15 protein-coding genes are annotated in these 16777 nt (G+C 71.6%); 5 read left to right on the forward strand and 10 right to left on the reverse strand.

All coding sequences use genetic code 11. The annotated features are described in order from the left end of the window. Positions 1-12: 12 nt before the first annotated feature. The 4 genes from rplI to rpsF all read right to left on the reverse strand — a co-directional run bounded on the left by rplI (position 13) and on the right by rpsF (position 1955). On the reverse strand, positions 13-477 hold the full coding sequence (gene rplI, locus CEQ11_RS01645; protein WP_088477543.1) for a 50S ribosomal protein L9: 465 nt from the start codon (positions 475-477) through the stop codon (positions 13-15). Between the two features lie 30 nt (positions 478-507). Beyond that, positions 508-747, reverse strand: a complete 240-nt coding sequence (rpsR, locus tag CEQ11_RS01650; protein WP_067191663.1) for a 30S ribosomal protein S18 — start codon at positions 745-747, stop codon at positions 508-510. Positions 748-954: 207 nt separating this feature from the next. Next, a complete protein-coding gene (locus CEQ11_RS01655; RefSeq protein ID WP_088477544.1) occupies positions 955-1554 on the reverse strand; it encodes a single-stranded DNA-binding protein in 600 nt (199 codons plus the stop codon). Between the two features lie 95 nt (positions 1555-1649). Next, complete coding sequence (rpsF, locus tag CEQ11_RS01660) at positions 1650-1955, reverse strand: 30S ribosomal protein S6 (RefSeq protein ID WP_070639590.1); 306 nt, start codon at positions 1953-1955, stop codon at positions 1650-1652. A 252-nt stretch (positions 1956-2207) separates the two neighbouring features. On the opposite strand from rpsF, the gene CEQ11_RS01665 reads away from it, so the two are divergent. Beyond that, entirely contained in the window at positions 2208-2834 is a 627-nt protein-coding gene (locus CEQ11_RS01665; protein ID WP_193762965.1) for a DUF1697 domain-containing protein, read from the forward strand. 98 nt (positions 2835-2932) lie between these two features. On the opposite strand, the gene CEQ11_RS01670 is transcribed toward CEQ11_RS01665, so the two are convergent. Both CEQ11_RS01670 and CEQ11_RS01675 read right to left on the reverse strand, forming a co-directional pair. Next, positions 2933-3976 (reverse strand): hypothetical protein, encoded by a 1044-nt coding sequence (locus tag CEQ11_RS01670; protein WP_127913434.1) that lies wholly within the window; start codon positions 3974-3976, stop codon positions 2933-2935. Between the two features lie 191 nt (positions 3977-4167). After that, positions 4168-5616, reverse strand: a complete 1449-nt coding sequence (locus CEQ11_RS01675; RefSeq protein ID WP_088477547.1) for a M18 family aminopeptidase — start codon at positions 5614-5616, stop codon at positions 4168-4170. A 110-nt stretch (positions 5617-5726) separates the two neighbouring features. Between CEQ11_RS01675 and CEQ11_RS01680 the strand changes: the two genes are divergently transcribed. Next, positions 5727-6071 carry a hypothetical protein gene (locus CEQ11_RS01680; protein WP_088477548.1) on the forward strand — a complete coding sequence of 115 codons (345 nt, stop codon included), beginning with the start codon at positions 5727-5729 and terminating at the stop codon, positions 6069-6071. 114 nt (positions 6072-6185) lie between these two features. Here CEQ11_RS01680 and CEQ11_RS01685 read toward each other — a convergent pair whose 3' ends face one another. After that, on the reverse strand, positions 6186-7889 hold the full coding sequence (locus CEQ11_RS01685; RefSeq protein ID WP_088477549.1) for a glycosyltransferase family 87 protein: 1704 nt from the start codon (positions 7887-7889) through the stop codon (positions 6186-6188). Positions 7890-8040: 151 nt separating this feature from the next. Between CEQ11_RS01685 and CEQ11_RS01690 the strand changes: the two genes are divergently transcribed. Beyond that, positions 8041-9126 carry an inositol-3-phosphate synthase gene (locus CEQ11_RS01690; RefSeq protein ID WP_088477550.1) on the forward strand — a complete coding sequence of 362 codons (1086 nt, stop codon included), beginning with the start codon at positions 8041-8043 and terminating at the stop codon, positions 9124-9126. Between the two features lie 268 nt (positions 9127-9394). Here the strand turns inward: CEQ11_RS01690 and CEQ11_RS13015 are convergent, their stop codons facing one another. Together CEQ11_RS13015 and CEQ11_RS01700 are read right to left on the reverse strand one after the other, a co-directional pair. Beyond that, on the reverse strand, positions 9395-11572 hold the full coding sequence (locus tag CEQ11_RS13015; RefSeq protein ID WP_088477551.1) for an acyltransferase family protein: 2178 nt from the start codon (positions 11570-11572) through the stop codon (positions 9395-9397). 144 nt (positions 11573-11716) lie between these two features. Continuing rightward, positions 11717-13480 carry a formate--tetrahydrofolate ligase gene (locus tag CEQ11_RS01700; RefSeq protein ID WP_088477552.1) on the reverse strand — a complete coding sequence of 588 codons (1764 nt, stop codon included), beginning with the start codon at positions 13478-13480 and terminating at the stop codon, positions 11717-11719. A gap of 183 nt (positions 13481-13663) precedes the next feature. Here CEQ11_RS01700 and CEQ11_RS01705 point away from each other — a divergent pair, with 183 nt between their 5' ends. Then, complete coding sequence (locus CEQ11_RS01705; RefSeq protein WP_088477553.1) at positions 13664-14506, forward strand: hypothetical protein; 843 nt, start codon at positions 13664-13666, stop codon at positions 14504-14506. A gap of 3 nt (positions 14507-14509) precedes the next feature. On the opposite strand, the gene CEQ11_RS01710 is transcribed toward CEQ11_RS01705, so the two are convergent. Further along, a complete protein-coding gene (locus CEQ11_RS01710; protein WP_088477554.1) occupies positions 14510-15961 on the reverse strand; it encodes a CCA tRNA nucleotidyltransferase in 1452 nt (483 codons plus the stop codon). Positions 15962-16225: 264 nt separating this feature from the next. Between CEQ11_RS01710 and CEQ11_RS01715 the strand changes: the two genes are divergently transcribed. Further along, positions 16226-16756 carry an NUDIX hydrolase gene (locus CEQ11_RS01715; RefSeq protein ID WP_369804932.1) on the forward strand — a complete coding sequence of 177 codons (531 nt, stop codon included), beginning with the start codon at positions 16226-16228 and terminating at the stop codon, positions 16754-16756. Positions 16757-16777 lie beyond the last annotated feature (21 nt).

Here is a 16777-nt window from a genome sequence, read left to right on the forward strand (position 1 = left end):
CAGGAGTGGGTCTCACTTCTTCTTCGTCTTGGCGGCCAGGACCTGCACCTCGACGTCGGCGACGACGTCCTCGTGCAGGCGGACCTGGGCCTGGTGGTGGCCCACGGCCTTGATGGCCTGCGGGATGGTGATGGAGCGCTTGTCCACGGAGCCGATGCCGGCGGCCTCGATGGCCTCGGCGATGTCGGCCTGCTTCACGGCGCCGAACAGGCGACCCTCGGCACCGGCGGTGCGCTCGAGCTGCACGGGGGTCTCCTGCAGCTTGGCGGCCAGGGCCTGGGCCTCCTCAAGGTTCGCCACGGCGCGGGCGGCGCGGGCGGCCTTGATCTGCTCGACCTGCTTCTGCCCGCCCTTGGTCCACACGGTGGCGAAACCGCGCGGGACCAGGTAGTTGCGGGCGTAACCGTTCTTGACCTCGACCACGTCACCGGCAGCGCCGAGACCAGTCACCTCGTGGGTCAGGATGAGCTTTGCCATCTGGTGTACTTCCTCTCTCGACTCGCTCGATCAGCCGCGGCCGGCGCCGGCGTAAGGAAGCAGGGCGACCTCACGGGCGTTCTTGATGGCCTGGGCGATCTTGCGCTGCTCCTGGACGGTCACGCCGGTCACGCGGCGAGCGCGGATCTTGCCGCGGTCGGAGATGAACTTGCGCAGGAGGGCGACGTCCTTGTAGTCGACGACAGTGACGCCGGCGGCCTTCAGCGGGTTGGACTTCGGTTTGGGCTTACGGATGTCAGCCTTTGCCATCGTGGTGCTCCTTGTGTCTGGTGGAGCCCGCAGAACGGTTCTGCGGGATGGAACGCCTCCGGCCGTGTCACGGACCGGCGGCGGGGGTGCCTCGCAGCGGCGCCGCGAGGCGGAGAAGGGGGCCGGCGGTTCAGTGCCGGCCTCCGGGCTCGGAAGCCCGGACGGTCAGATGCCCTGAGAGGCTGCGCCCACACCGGGCGCCACGGATCAGAACGGGGGCTCGTTGGAGGACGGGGTGTCCCAGCCTCCACCGCCGCCGGCGCCGGACCACGGGTCCTGCGGGGCGGCGTTGCCACCGCCCTGCTGGCCGCCCCAGCCGCCGCCCTGCGAAGGGCCGCCGCCGAAGCCGCCGGAGTTGCCGCCGAAGCCGCCTGCAGACTGGCCGCCACCGAAGTCGCCGCCGCCCTGCTGGCCGCCGATGCCGCCGCCTCCGCCGCCACCGCGCTGCGAACGGGTCACCTTGGCGGTGGCGTAGCGCAGCGACGGGCCGACCTCGTCCACGTCCATCTCCCAGGAAGTGCGGTTGTTGCCCTCACGGTCCTGGTAGGAGCGGGCCTTCAGGCGGCCCTGCGCGACGACGCGCATGCCCTTGGTCAGGGACTCCGCCACATTCTCCGCGGCCTCACGCCAGATCGAGCAGCGCAGGAACAGGGTCTCCCCGTCCTTCCACTCGTTCGTCTGGCGGTCGAACGTGCGCGGCGTCGAGGCAACGGTGAAGTTGGCGACGGCGGCACCGTTCGGGGTGAAGCGCAGCTCAGGGTCGGCAGTCAGGTTGCCGACCACGGTGATGATGGTGTCTCCGGCCATGGTCACTCCTGTGTTCGCAGATGGATCAGCGTCGATTCCGGTCCCGGGGACCGGGGTGTGTGTCCGATGCTCTCAGGTCACCCGGACGCGGTGGGTCACTCGGCGGCGACCCGCTGCTCCTCCGGGCGGATGATCTTGGTGCGCAGGATGGTCTCGTTGAGCGACAGCAGTCGGTCGATCTCCTGGGCGGTGGCCGGCTCCGAGGTGAAGTTGATGACCACGTAGATGGCCTCGGACTTCTTCTGGATCTCGTAGGCCGTCTTGCGGCGACCCCACACGTCGACGTTGTCGACGGTGCCGCCGTCCTTGGTGATGACCTCAAGGTACTTCTTGAGGGTCGGCTCCACGGTGCGCTCGTCGACCTCAGGGTCGATCAGCACCATCAGCTCATAAGCACGCATGCGAACCCACCTCCTCTGGGCTTGCGGCCACGGTCTCTCCGTGGCAGGAGGTTCTGTGCTCGTCGTCTGCGCGTCGGCCCGCACTCTTCGGCGGCACGCAGACAACCTGATCCATCCTACCACCGCGGGAACGCGCCCCGGAGGGCGAGACTGATCACAGCCGCAGAGGCGAGAATGCAGACAGCAGGAGACCGGCCGTCGTCGGGAAGCACCGGGGGCGCCGACCCACGCACGCCACGCGAAGGAGACCCCATGGACCGCACCGACCACCACCACACCCACGTGCTGCTGCTGCGCGGCGTCAACGTGGGCGGACGGAACCGCGTGCCCAAGGCGGAGCTGGCCGAGCTCGCCGCCGAGGCCGGCGCCGAGGACGCGACCGTGCACCTGAACTCCGGGAACGTGCTGTGCCGGATCGGCGAGCGCCGTCCCGCCGCCGAGGTCGCCGCGATGCTCTCCCGGCTGATCCTGGCCCGCCTGGACGTGGAGACCCCCGTGCACGAGGCGACCGCCGCGGAGATCGCCTCCCTGCTGGACGCCTGGGAGGCGAGCGACCTGGCACCGACGGCCGGGGAGGTCGCGGACGGCCGGTTCCTGCCGCGCCAGGCCCATCTGGTGCTGCTCGACTCCGCCCCGGACCCCGACGACGCCGCCCGACTCATGGCCGAGGACGTCGGGCAGGACCGCTGCCTGGCCACCGGCCGCGGCGTGTGGATCCGCTACGCCGTGGACACCCGCTCCTCGAAGCTCACCCTGCCGCGGATCGAGCGCATCCTGGGCCGCTCCGGAACCGCCCGGAACCTCAACACCGTGAAGGTGCTGGCCGGGCGGCCGGACCCGAAGAAGGACCTGCCCCGGATGGAGCTGCGCCGGGACTGAAGAGGCACCTCTCCTGCTGCGTCGAGTGGGCAGTTGTTCCACGTTTCGCGCCGAGATCGTGGAATACCCGCCCACTCGACTCGGCCGACCCTGCCGCTTCAGCCGCCCTGCCGGACGAATGCCGACCGCAGCCTCTCCACGAACCGCATCCACCCGGCCCTCGTCCACACGTGGCGATCCACGCGCAGCACGATCCAGCCCCGCTCCCGCAGGGCCTCGTCCCGCCTCATGTCCCGCCGGTACTGCTCCGCCAGCTCGAAGTGATGCGCCCCTTCGTATTCGACCGCGATCCTCCACCGCCGCCACAGCAGGTCCTTCCGCCCCGACCAGTCCTCCCACCCGTCGGGCTCCACGCCCAGCAGCACCCGACCGTTCAGCTCGGGCTCCGGGAAGCCCGCCTCCACCAGGCGCAGACGCAGCCGAGACTCGGTCGGAGAGTCCGACCCCGACCTCACCAGCTCCAGCGCCGCGGTCAGCAGCCGCTTGCCGCGCAGTCTGCCCCGTGCTTCGACCACGGCACGCAGGTCCGTCACACAGGACAGCGGGTGCTCCTTCTCGACGGCGGCCCCGCCCCTCGGTCCGTCGGCTCGCCTCAGCAGGGCCTCGCCGGCAATGACGAGCTCCTCCAGCCCGAGTCCGCAGGCTCCGAGCTCGGCCCAGGTCCAGACGGCGTCGGTCACTCTCCAGTCACCGTGCTGATCGTGCACCACGTGGAGATGGTCGTCGGGGATGCTCTGCAGATGGCCGTGCACGCCCGGTCTCCTCGGTCGGGTCCCGACTGCCCCGCCCTCGGCGGTGCGACGGCCACGCAGTCGCGTCAGGTGCGCCGCTCCCCCGAGTCGCCTCGGCAGCCAGATCCCCCAGAGCTCGGCGGCGGTGGTGTGGCTGACCACGAGTCCCGGATCCTGCTGGGCATGTGCGATGGCCCACTGCATCCCGGTGGCGGAGTCGCCGCGTCGCTGCCGAAGGCCACGAGACGGCACCATGACGCCCCTGCCGCGCCCCCGCGTGCCGGTCGCTCCGAGCGCGGCCGCCGTCGGCGCGGTCACCACCGGGGTGGGATGGGCGGCGAAGGCGCCGGCGGTTCCGGACACTCGCTGAGCCGGCGACGAGGAGCTCCTGCGTTCAGATGAGTGCTTCATGGGTGACAGTGCACGCGAAGGCGCGCACCGTCGTCGGGCATCAGGCGTGGACTGTGGACGGGAAGAGGGTATCGGTCGCCTGTGGAGGACGGGTCAGCGCGGACGAGTGGGCAGATATTCCACGCTTCAGGCGAAGAACGTGGAATATCCGCCCACTCGACGAGGCAGCAGGAGCAGGAGGACCCAGCCCGTCAGACGCCCGCGTAGAAGGCGTCGACGGTCTTGCCCATGTGCGCGATGTCCTCCACGCCGCACATCTCGCGGGCCGAGTGCATGGACAGCAGGCCGATGCCCACGTCCACGGTGCGGATGCCCAGGCGGGTGGCGGAGATGGGGCCGATGGTGGAGCCGCACGGGGAGTCGTTGTTGGAGACGAACTCCTGGAACGGCACCCCGGCCACGCCGGACCAGCGGGCGAACGCGGCCTCGCCGGCGGCGTCCGTGGCGTAGCGCTGGTTCGCGTTGATCTTCAGCAGCATGCCGCCGTTCGGGCGCGGGTGGTTGGCCGGGTCGTGGCGCTCGGCGTAGTTCGGGTGGACCAGGTGGCCGGTGTCCGCGGAGAGCAGCCAGGAGCCGTGGATCGAGCGGGCGCGCGCCTGTCCCTCGACACCGAGGGCGGTCTGGATGCGCCCGACCATCTCCTCGAGGATCGGGCCGGCGGCACCGGAGCGGGAGGCCGAGCCGAGCTCCTCGTGGTCGAAGGCGGCGAGCAGGGGGATGACGGGGGCACCGGCGGCCTCGCCCGCGATGCCGTCGGCCACGCGTCCGGCGAACTCCACGCCCTCGCCCTCGCCGGCCAGGCGCTCGAGCGCCACCAGCCCGGCGTGGGTGGAGGCCAGGTTGTCCAGCCGGCCGGAGGCCAGGAACTCGCCGTTCGCGCCGAACAGGCCGGGGGCCTGGGCGTCGGCGACCATCACGTCATGGCCCATGATCGCCTCCGGCTCCACGCCGGCGGCCTCGGCCAGCACGGACAGCACGTCCGCGCAGAGGCGGGCCTGCACCGGGCCGTCCAGGGACCCATTCCCCGGCTGGGCCGCCCCGACCACCGGGTGCATGTGCTTCTGGCGCTGCAGCTGCAGGCCCTCGTTGACCTGGCGGTCCAGGTGGATGGCCAGCTGTGGGATGCGGCCGAGCGGGCCGGTGGCGGCGAGCACCTGACGGCCGTCGGCGAGCGCGAGGCGGCCGGCGAAGCGCAGCTCGCGGTCCAGCCAGGAGTTCAGCAGCGGTCCGCCGTAGATCTCCACGCCGGTCTGCGCCCAGCCGTCCGCGGTGACGGTGGCGTGGTTCGGCTTGAGCTTGAAGCCCGGGGAGTCGGTGTGGGTGCCCAGGACACGGAACACCGGCACGACGTCGGCGCCCTCACCGCCGTCTGCCGTCTCACCGGAGGCGGCGGTGGCGACGGTGGTCGGGATGATCCAGGCCATGGCGGCGCCGTCGCGGACGACGACGTACCCGCCCGGGGCCGACGGGAAGTCCTGGTGCTCGTCCAGGCGGGTGAACCCGACGGCCTCGAGGCGACGTGCCACCTCCTCCGCGGCGTGGTAGCTGGAGGGCGAGGCGGTCACGAAGTCGGCCAGGTCCTGGATGTGCGCGGGCATCTGGCCCGGGGCGGCAGTGGCTGCGGCGGAGGTGTCGGTCATGGTCCGACCGTACCGCGGCCGTGTGCGGGGGCGCAGGGGCGGCGCGGCTACGGTGGAGGCGTCGGCGACGCAGCCGGCATGAGGGTGCGAGAGCGAGGAACAGGCCCGGGATGGACGCGCAGATCTGGATCGTGGTGGCGATCGGCGTGGTGCTGATGATCGGCTGGACGTTGGCCGGCTGGTGGATCGTACGCATGGGCTTCACTCGGGACCGGGACGCGGTCGGGCACCCCCACGCGGACGCCGACGCACCGGAGCGCGCCATCCCCGTCCGCGCCGATGCGAACGACGATCCCAACGCCATCTGGCGCGAGCAGATGAAGGCCGCGACCCTCGCCTCCGGCGCCCGCTGCGACTGTCCCGGCGCCGGTGCGGCCGACGCCGTCGACGGCCCGGAGTCCCCCGCCCTCGAACCGGACCCGGACTGCCCGGTGCACCGCTGGGACTTCGCCTGACCCGGCTGCGCAGGGCTTGCTGACGCAGGACATGGCGGTTCTGCGCCTGGCGGTTCTGCGCCTGGTGGCTCAGCGCCTGCTGGTCCTGCGCCTGATGGCTCAGCGCACACTGATTCAGCGCCGCGGGGAGTCCGCGTAGGCGCCGGCCAGCGGGTCGGCGGCCAGGTCCACCGGGCCTGGGCGGCCCGGCCCGGACGCCGCACCTCCGCGGCCCGGCCCGGACGCCGCCGCCACGCCGGCCGCCACGCTGGACGCGGCCGCCTGCCGCACCAGGTCCTTGCGCGGGAGGTACATCTCCACCACCACGCGGGCGCAGAGCCAGAGGACGGCCACCATGTGGGCCACGATCGCCAGCACGTACACGGAGTCGTCCATGGAATGCTGCGGCTCGGAGCCGGAGGCCCCCTTGGCCAGGTACATCCACACGGCGAAGAAGTGGAGGACCTCCACCGTCTGCCAGACCCAGAAGTCCTTCCAGCGCGGCAGGGCCAGCGCCATGAGCGGGATCAGCCAGATCACGAACTGCGGCGAGTACACCTTGTTGGTCAGCACGAATCCGGCCACCACCAGGAACGTCAGCTGTGCCAGCCGGGGCGGGTGCTTCGCCAGCACGCCGAGCAGGAACACCGCGGCGCACCACACGGCGAACACCCCGTAGACCATCAGGGACAGCGACTCGTCCGGGAGGTAGCGGCCGCCGATCTTCGGGGCCATCACGTCCCAGGCGTGCCACACGCTGGACAGGCCCGGTCCGCGTTCGGAGGAGAAGGTGAAGAACAGCTTCCAGGCCTCGACGTTCAGCACCATCAGCGGCAGGTTCACCGCCAGCCACGCCCCGACAGTGCCGGCCAGGGCCTTGAGGAACGGGCCGAAGCGCCGGGACCTCACCGCCAGGATCAGCAGGGGCCCCAGGATCAGCAGCGGGTAGATCTTCATGGCCGCGCCGAGGCCGAACAGCACGCCCGCCCAGCCCGGCTTGGACCGGGCCCACACGTACATGCCCCAGGCCATCAGTGCCACGGCCCACATGTCCCAGTTGATGGTGCCGGCCAGGATCATGCCGGGTGCCACGGCCACCATGAGTCCGTCGGTCCATCGGCGCCCGGCCATGCGCACGGTCAGCACCGCGACGACGGCCCACAGGCCCACCACGAAGACGGCGTTGACCAGCCAGAACGCGAGGGTCTCGTTGCCGCCGTCCGGCACCCACTGGGTGATCTGCGCGGCCACGGAGGCCACGAGGCTCATCAGCACCGGGTACTCGAAGGTCGATCCGGCGGCGAAGGGCGCCCACGCGTTGTCTGCGAACCCGCGCCCGCCGTAGAGCGCGGCCCAGTCCGAGTAGCAGCCGGCCAGGTAGACGTTCGGGGCGCCCCAGCCGCGCACCAGGCACGGAGCCTTCTGCAGCACCGTCGCCGCGGCGGCCAGGCCCACCAGCAGCGCGGCGATCGCCACCGGCGACGCCCACGAGCCGGTCTTCCGGCCCCACCCGTTGGCGGCCAGACCGCCGGGCAGGGAGAAGCGGCCCTCGGCCTCCCGGCCCCCGGCTGCGGCGAGGGACGCATCCGAGGTGCGTGCCGTCGTCGTGCCTGCGGCGCGCCCCGTTCCGGCGGTGCCCGCGGCGCGCCCCGTGCCTGGCGCACCTGCGGGCGCCTGCTCATCGGTGACGCCGCTCACGGCGGCCGCGTCATCCTGTCCGCCTGTGGCGAAGGAGCCGCCCGTCCCCGCACGCTCCGGTAGCACCGGTCCGGCGGCGCGGCGCGGCGCGGGACGGCGGGCAGAGGCGGGCCGCGGAGCCTTCGAGGGGTCAGAGGTCATGCCCACCATCCTAGGAACCGCGCCGGTCACCGGGCCCGGCTCCACGCGCGTCGGGCGTAGACTGCAACGCAAGCTCAAAACCCCGGGACCGGGCGCGCCCTTGTGGCGTGCCCACCTGCACGTGTGCCCGGGGAGACTTCGAGGAGAACAAGTGGCAGAGAACCCCATCCGCGTCGCCATCGCCGGCCTCGGCAACTGCGCGACGTCCCTGATCCAGGGAGTCGAGTACTACAAGGACGCCAAGGCCGAGGACACCGTCCCGGGCCTGATGCACGTCCAGTTCGGCGACTACCACGTCTCCGACCTGGAGTTCGTTGCGGCGTTCGACGTGGATGCAGCGAAGGTCGGCCTGGACATCTCGGAGGCGATCCTGGCCTCGGAGAACAACACCATCAAGCTCACCGACGTCCCGAACACCGGTGTGAAGGTGCAGCGCGGCCCCACCCTGGACGGCCTCGGCAAGTACTACAAGGAGACCATCGAGGAGTCCGCGGAGGAGCCGGTGGACGTCGTCCAGGCCCTCAAGGACGCGAAGGTGGACGTGCTCGTCTCCTACCTGCCGGTGGGCTCCGAGGAGGCGGACAAGTTCTACGCCCAGGCCGCGATCGACGCGAAGGTCGCCTTCGTGAACGCCCTGCCGGTGTTCATCGCCGGTACCCAGGAGTGGGCGGACAAGTTCACCGCCGCCGGCGTGCCGATCGTGGGCGATGACATCAAGTCCCAGATCGGCGCGACCATCACCCACCGTGTGATGGCCAAGCTGTTCGAGGACCGTGGCGTCACCCTGGACCGCACCTACCAGCTCAACGTGGGCGGCAACATGGACTTCAAGAACATGCTCGAGCGCGAGCGCCTGGAGTCCAAGAAGATCTCCAAGACCCAGGCGGTCACCTCCAACACCTCCGCCCAGCTGGGTGAGAAGGACGTGCACATCGGCCCGTCCGACTACGTGGCCTGGCTCGACGACCGCAAGTGGGCCTTCGTCCGCCTCGAGGGCCGCAACTTCGGCGACGCCCCGGTGTCCCTGGAGTACAAGCTCGAAGTCTGGGACTCCCCGAACTCGGCCGGTGTGATCATCGACGCCGTGCGCGCCGCGAAGATCGCCCTGGACCGCGGCATCGGCGGCCCGATCCTCTCGGCGTCCTCCTACTTCATGAAGTCCCCGCCGGTGCAGCACCACGACGAGGAGGCCCACGAGCTCGTGGAGGCCTTCATCCGCGGCGACATCGAGCGCTGACCGGCCTGCCGCTCCTCGCGGCCCCGGTCTCAGCCGGGCTTCCCGACGACGGCCCCTCGCCTTCCGCTGGCGAGGGGCCGTTCGCGTCGGTGTGCCCGACGTCGGCGTGCCCGGGTGTGCTGTGCCCTGAGTGTGCCGCCGCCTCCCTCAGAGTGGGGATAAGACACGGCGTTGAGATCGCAGAACGGGACCGTGTTGTACCCCCAAAACGCCAGGTTGCCCCGGCAACACCAGGCTGTCCCCACAACCAGGGACGCCGGCGGGTGGATCACCCGGCGGTGTCCACGCCCAGGCGCTCATCGATGGTGCGGCGAATCAGCTGGGCGAACACCTGCTGGCCGTTCTGACGCGGGTGCACCTTGTCCGGCGCGAACTCGCGCACGTACTTGGAGGCGGCGTCCCAGTCGGCCACCACGATCTGGTCAGGGTGCTGCTCGGCCAGCGCCTTCATCTGCTTCTGGACGCCCGGGACCCACTCCGGCGGGCCGTGCGGGATCACGAGGACCAGCAGACGGTCTTCGCCCAGCGTGTTCAGGATGCGCTCCCAGTCGCTGTCCCTGGTGGCGCCGTTGGTGCCCAGCGCCACCACCGTGATGGGGCGCAGCTCGTCCGTGGCGGCCATCTCCTCGAGCTGGTCCGCGGCGTCCCAGAGCTGGTGGCCGACCTCGGCCTCGATGCGGATGCCCGGCATCTGCTTGAGCAGTTCGGGGGCGGAGGACAGGGAGACGGAGTCGCCCAGGAGGTTGATGTCCTCACCGTGGACGGACGGCGGCAGCTTCTCCGCCAGCTCCTGCTCGGTGAACTCGGGACGCAGCACGTTCGGGTCGCCGAGGCCCAACTGGTCGCCGGAGGGCGGAGCAGACCCGCTTTCGGAGGGGTCGGACTCACCCTCGGACGCTTCGGACCCGTTGCCCTCCTTCTCGCGCTCCTGGGCGGCCCTGGACGCCTCGGCCTTCAGGGACTCCTGCGCGGCCTCGGCCTCGCGGAGCGCATCCTCGGCGTCGGCGATCTCCTGCTGGAGCTTCGTCTGACTCGGGGAATGGACCAGGGCGGCGCCGGCCGCCACGGGGACGGCGAGCAGGGCCACGGCGCCGACGCCCACCAGGGCCTTGCCGGAACCGGCCGCACGACGACCCGCACGGCCGCGGCCGCCGGCGCGCACGCCCGAACCGGTCCAGGCGGCCTTGATGCCCTCGCCCCAGGAGCGGAAGGTGGCGCGGAAGCCGTGGTGGAGGATCGGCTCCTCCACGATGCGGGCGGAGGCCTCGGCGATGAGGGCGGTGAGGATGATGACCAGGCCCGCGGCGAGCGGCTCGATCCACTCCGGCGCGTCGACCGGGACGATGATGCGCATGATCACCAGCAGCGGCCAGTGCCACAGGTAGGCGCCGTAGGAGCGGCGGCCCCACCATCCGAGGAAGTCTCCGGACATGGCCTTGGAGAACGAGTCGCGGCGGTTGCCCTGGACCGCGTGCAGGATCAGAAGTGCCACGAGCGCGGACAGCGCCGCGAGCACACCCAGGTAGGTGTATGCCGCGGTGCCGTCCACCACGAAGAAGGCGCAGATCAGGACCGCCAGGCCGGCCCAGGCCAGCGCCGTGCGGACCGGTCCGGTGGAGGGCTCACGGCCGCCCTGCTCCGGACGGGTCACGTGGGTCTGCGCCAGAGCCACGGTGGCACCGAACAACAGCCCGAAGGCGTGCGTGTCCGTGCCGAAGTACATGCGGGTCTGCGGGGCACCGGAGAGCTGGCCGACCGCCATGCCCACCGCGGACGCGATCGCCAGGGACAGCACGACGCCCATGCGGACGGCGTCCGCCCCATGGGCGGAGCGGGAGGTGCCCTTGCGCGGCCAACAAAGCAGCAGGATGCCGAGGATCAGCAGCGGCCACACCACGTAGAACTGCTCCTCGATGGCCAGGGACCAGAGGTGCTCGAACAGCGGCGGGGTGGCGGCGTTGAAGTAGTCGTTGCCGTCCAGGATCATCAGCCAGTTGCTGGTGTACGTCAGGGCGCCGAGCCATTCGCGGCGCAGGCCGGCCGGGAACTCGGAGACGGCGAGCCAGGCCAGGGCCGTGGAGCCGACGAGGGCCAGGATCAGGGCGGGGACCAGGCGCCGGATGCGTCGCATCCAGAAGGAGCCGAGCTTCACGCCGTGGCCGGAGTCGATCTGGCGGACGAGGCCGACCGTGATGAGGAATCCCGACAGCACGAAGAACATGTCCACACCGGCGAAGCCGCCCGGGAGCAGGGCGGGCCAGGCATGGAAGACCAGGACGGCGAGCACGGCGATGCCGCGCAGGCCGTCAAGGGCCGGGACGCGACCGGGGCCCTTGCTCACACGGGTGCCGGGGCGGGGGGTATGGTGGCCCGCTCCGCCGCCGGAGGTGGACTGGGCGCCGCGCGTCCTCGCCGGGGAAGCTGCAGGAGGACTCGACACAGTCATCTAGCCTGAACCTTCCGACGTGTTTTCGCCACTCACGACACAGTCCGCCATGGTTGCGAATCGGTCTCGCTCCCGTGTGCGTACGCGAGACGAACCCCCGAGATCCGCAGAAACCTGCGATTCTGTGTGTTCCCTTGGAATCGCTCAGAACAGGCCCGTGATGTTGCCCGCATCGTCCACGTCCATGCGGTCGGCGGCCGGGGACTTCGGCAGTCCGGGCATGGTCATGACCGCGCCGGTGAGGGCGACGACGAAGCCCGCCCCCGTCTTGGCGGTCACCTCGCGGACGGTGACGGTGAAGCCCTCCGGGGCGTTCAGGGCCGTGGGGTCGTCCGAGAAGGAGTACTGGGTCTTGGCCATGCAGACCGGCAGGCCGTCCAGGCCACGGCGGGAGATCTCGGCCAGCTGGCGCCTCGCGGCAGCGGTGAACTCGGCCTTCGCGCCGCGGTAGGTCCGCTTCACCACGGCCTGGATACGCTCCTCCACGGTCATGCCCTCCGTCCAGAGGCCGGTGAGCACCGGGGCGTCGTCGCCCGGGGCGGGCAGGGCCCGTGCCACGGCACGGGCGAGGCCGCGGGAGCCCTCACCGCCGGAGCCCCAGACGTCCGCCACGGCGCAGGCGAGGTCCTGCTCGCGGCACCAGCCCTCGAGCCACGCCAGCTCGGCGTCCGTGTCCTCGGCGAACCGGTTCACGGCCACCACCACGGGGGCTCCGTAGGCCTGCATGTTCTCCACGTGGCGGGCGAGGTTGGCCACGCCGGAGCGCAGGGCGGCCACGTGGGCGTCCTGGACCTCCTGCTCGTCGCGGCCGTCGCGCTCGGCGACCTTCGCCACGCCGGCCTTGACGTCGGCGAGCGCCATGCCGGACTGCAGCTTCAGCGCGCGGACGGTGGCGACCAGCACGATCGCCGCCGGCGGGAACTGCCCGGCCACGGAGGTGATGTCCATGAACTTCTGGCCGCCGAGGTCCGCACCGAAGCCGGCCTCGGTCACCACCACGTCCGCCAGGCGCTGGGCGGTGCGGGTGGCGATCACCGAGTTCGCGCCGTGGGCGATGTTCGCGAAGGGACCGCCGTGGATCAGCACCGGGGTGCCGCCGAGGGTCTGCACGAGGTTCGGTGCGATCGCGTCCTTGAGCAGCACGGCCATGGCTCCCTGGGCGCCGTGCGGGCCGATCTGGGAGGCGGTCACCGGCTCGCCGGCGTAGGTGGAGCCCACGGTGATCTGACCGAGGCGGCGCTTGAGGTCCGCCAGGTCCCGGGCGAGGCAGAAGACGGCCATGGTCTCGGTGGCCACGGTGATCTCGAAGCCGCCCTCGCGGGGCACGCCCTGGGTGCGGCCGCCGAGGCCGGTCACCACGTCCCGCAGGGTGCGGTCGTTCATGTCCAGGGCACGCTTGAGGGTGATGGTGCGCGGGTCGATGCCCAGCTCGTTGCCCTGCTGGATGTGGTTGTCCACGAGGGCGCAGAGCAGGTTGTGGGCGCTGGTGAGGGCGTGGAAGTCCCCGGTGAAGTGCAGGTTGACGGCCTCCATCGGAACCACCTGGGACCAGCCGCCGCCGGTGGCGCCGCCCTTGATCCCGAACACGGGGCCCAGGGAGGGCTCGCGCAGTGCGGCCATGGCGGTGCGGCCGGCGATCGAGGCGGGGGCGTCCTCCTCCTCGGCCACCAGGTTCAGCCCGTCCACCAGGCCCACGGTGACGGTGGTCTTGCCTTCGCCGGCGGGGGTGGGGCTGATGCCGGTGACCAGCACCACCCGGCCGGTGCGCGGCGCGTCGATCGCGTGCACGTCCACCTTCGCCATGTGGCGGCCGTACGGGATCAGCAGGTCCTGGTCGATCCCCGCACGGGCTGCGATCTCGGCGATCGGGGCGGGCGTGTGGGCGGCAGCGATCTGCGCATCGTTCATGGGACCCATTCTTCCACCGCGGTCCCGGACGGGGAGGGGCACCCACGGCGAGCCGACCGGCGGCGGTGAGCGCCGTCGTCGACAAGCCGCTCCCGAGCGGCAGGGAAGAAGCCGTGACCATGCGAGGTGTGATGTGGAACACTGCAGAAGGGCGGTGATCGTCCGCCTGAGAGGGGATGCCCGATGAAACCCAGCCGCCTGGCCGTCTGCCTCGGTGTGGCCCTGTGCACGCTGCTGGCCTCGGCCTGCAGCCCGAACCCCGGTGGGGATTCGACCCCGGACGCGGACGCCACCGCCTCCGGCTCGCCCTCCGCGCGTGACGGGGAGAACAACGACGACGGCGCCTCACCCTCGTCGAGCGTCTCCCCCTCCGCATCGGCCGGGCCCGCCTCCCCGAGCCGGGAGGAACCGAGACCTGCGAAGGCCTCCACAGGGCAGATGCAGACCATCGACCTGGACGGGCTCGCCTTCGACCTCCCGGAGGACTGGGAGGAGCTGGACCGGACGAACGTGACCACGGTGCGCGGGGACGGGACCGCCGCGGACATCGAGCGGGTCTGGCGCGTCACCATGCCCGACGCCCCGAACGTGGCGGTCGCCACCGTGACCTACATGGAGGACCGGGGCAGCATGGACGAGTCCGTGGCCGTGGAGGATCGGAGGGCGAGGATCCGGGACTGGGCCGGCTCCACCGTGGAATCCCTCGCGGAGACGGACCCGGCGAGCCTGGGGGCCTCGCTCGAGCTCAACGGCCTCGGCTGCCGTGCCGGCAGTGTGACGATGTCCGGCGCCCCGCAGCTGGCGGACGTCGGCGAGGACGGGCCCGGTCAGGGGATCCGCATGGACTACACATGTCAGGCGTTCAGGGATCCGCGCCTCGGCGAGGTCACCGGACACCGCTGGGTGACCACGGACGTGGAGGGGCGGCGCCGGGACGTCCACGTCACGGCGTACACCGGCTGGCTCGAGCAGATCGGCCAGCCGGACCTGACCCGCCGGATCATGGAGTCGATCCGGCCGGAGTGAGGATCAGTCCTCCCGCGACTCCGGCTGCTCGGCCCACCAGCGGCGCAGCTCGGCCTCGGCCACGTCCTGATCGTGCGGGCCCTCGTCCAGGCGCCACTCCAGCAGGTGCCGGTAGGCGCGTCCCACCACGGGTCCAGGGCGGATGCCCAGCAGTGCCATGATCTGCTCGCCGTCCAGGTCCGGGCGGACGGCGGCGAGCTCCTCGGCCTCGGAGATCTCGGCGATGCGGCGCTCGAGATCGTCGTAGGCGTGGGCGAGCCGGTTGGCCTTCCGCCTGTTCCGGGTGGTGACGTCCGAGCGGGTGAGGGCGTGCAGGCGGTCCAGGACCGGTCCGGCGTCGTGGACGTAGCGGCGCACCGCGGAGTCGGTCCAGTCGGCGTCCCCGTAGCCGTAGAACCGCATGTGCAGCTCCACCAGGCGGGTGACGGCCTTGATGGTCTCGTTGTCGAACTTCAGGGCGCGCAGGCGCTTGCGGACCAGCTTGGCGCCGACCACCTCGTGGTGGCGGAAGCTCACCGCACCGTTCTTCTCGAAGCGACGGGTGGCGGGCTTGCCGACGTCATGGAGGAGGGCCGCCAGGCGCAGCACCGCGTCCGGGGACTGCGGCGAGTAGCGCTCCTCCTGCTCGATCGCCTGCTCCATCACGGTGAGCGAGTGGGCGTAGACGTCCTTGTGGCGGTGGTGCTCGTCGGTCTCCAGCTGCAGGGCCGGCAGCTCCGGGAGGATGCGGTCGGCCAGGCCGGTGCGGACCAGCAGGTCCAGCCCGCGGCGCGGGTCGGCGCCGCAGATCAGCTTCACCAACTCCTCGCGGACACGCTCGGCGGAGATGATGTCGATGCGTTCGGCCATGTCCGTCATGGCGGCCTCCACCTCGTCCGCGACCTGCAGGCCGAGCTGGGCGGCGAAGCGGGCCGCGCGCATCATGCGCAGCGGGTCGTCCGAGAAGGAGTCCTCCGGGGTCCCGGGGGTGCGCAGGACCCCTGCGGCGAGGTCCCGCACGCCGCCGTGCGGGTCCACCAGCTCCATCGCCGGCAGCCGCAGGGCCATCGCGTTGACGGTGAAGTCGCGGCGGACCAGGTCGTCGTCGAGACTGTCGCCGAAGGCCACCTGCGGCTTCCGCGAGGTCGGGTCGTACTGCTCGGCACGGTAGGTGGTGACCTCCAGCTGCCAGCCGTCCTTCTGGAACCCGATGGTGCCGAAGCGGCGTCCCACGTCCCAGACGGCGTCCGCCCATCCGGCGTCGATCGCCTCGATCGCGTCCGGGTCCGCGTCCGTGGTGAAGTCCAGGTCGCCGGAGTCCCGGCCGATGAAGAGGTCGCGCACCGGTCCGCCCACGAGGGACAGCTCCCGGCCGGCCGCGGCGAACCTCTCGCCCAGCTCGATCACGACGGCGGGCAGCGAGGCGCCCTCAGGGAAGCCGGAGGGCAGGGGGACGCGCGGCGAGGAGGAGCTCATGATGAGTACAAGGGTGCCAGAGAACCGCGACGGGGACGGTGCCCAGGGAGCAGACAGGGCACTGCACGCGCAGCGGTCGCTGCGGCACGCCCGGGGCGGAGACCACGCCGTCGCCCGCACCCGCGGGCTGTGGCCGCGCGCCTCGGGGGCGCCGGGACGGACCAGCGTGCGACGTGGACGCCTGACGCTAAGGTTGAAGGCATGACCCGCCCTGACCGACCCGAGCGCCGAGGGGCACCCCTGCCCTCCGCCGTCCTCGGCCGGATGCGGCGTCAGACCCCGCCCACGCCCACACCGGGGCCGCCCACCGGCCCGCGACCGCGCGTGCCCGCCGCGGCCCTGCCCACCGTGGAGGAGGTCTCCGCCGGAGGCCTCGTGGTCCGCGAGCACCGGGACGGCCTCGAGGTGGCGATCATCGCCCGCTACAACCGCGGCGGCCGCCTCGAGTGGTGCCTGCCGAAGGGCCACCCTGAGGGCCGTGAGGACCACCGCGAGGCCGCGACCCGCGAGGTCGAGGAGGAGACCGGCATCGCCGGCGAGATCCTCGAACCGCTCGGCTCCATCGACTACTGGTTCACCGTGTCCCGCCACCGCGTCCACAAGACCGTGCACCACTACCTGCTGCGCGCCACCGGCGGCGAGCTGACCACGGAGAACGACCCGGACCAGGAGGCCGTGGACGTCGCCTGGGTGCGCCTGGAGGAGGTCGGGCGTCGCCTGTCCTTCGCCAACGAGCGCCGGATCGTGGATCTCGCCCGTAGGATCGTCCACCAGTACTTCCCCGCAGACGGCTGACGCCGCCTCCTGAGTTCTCCT

This window comes from Micrococcus sp. FDAARGOS_333 (genome assembly GCF_002206575.2).
In the GTDB taxonomy this organism is placed as follows: domain Bacteria; phylum Actinomycetota; class Actinomycetes; order Actinomycetales; family Micrococcaceae; genus Micrococcus; species Micrococcus lylae.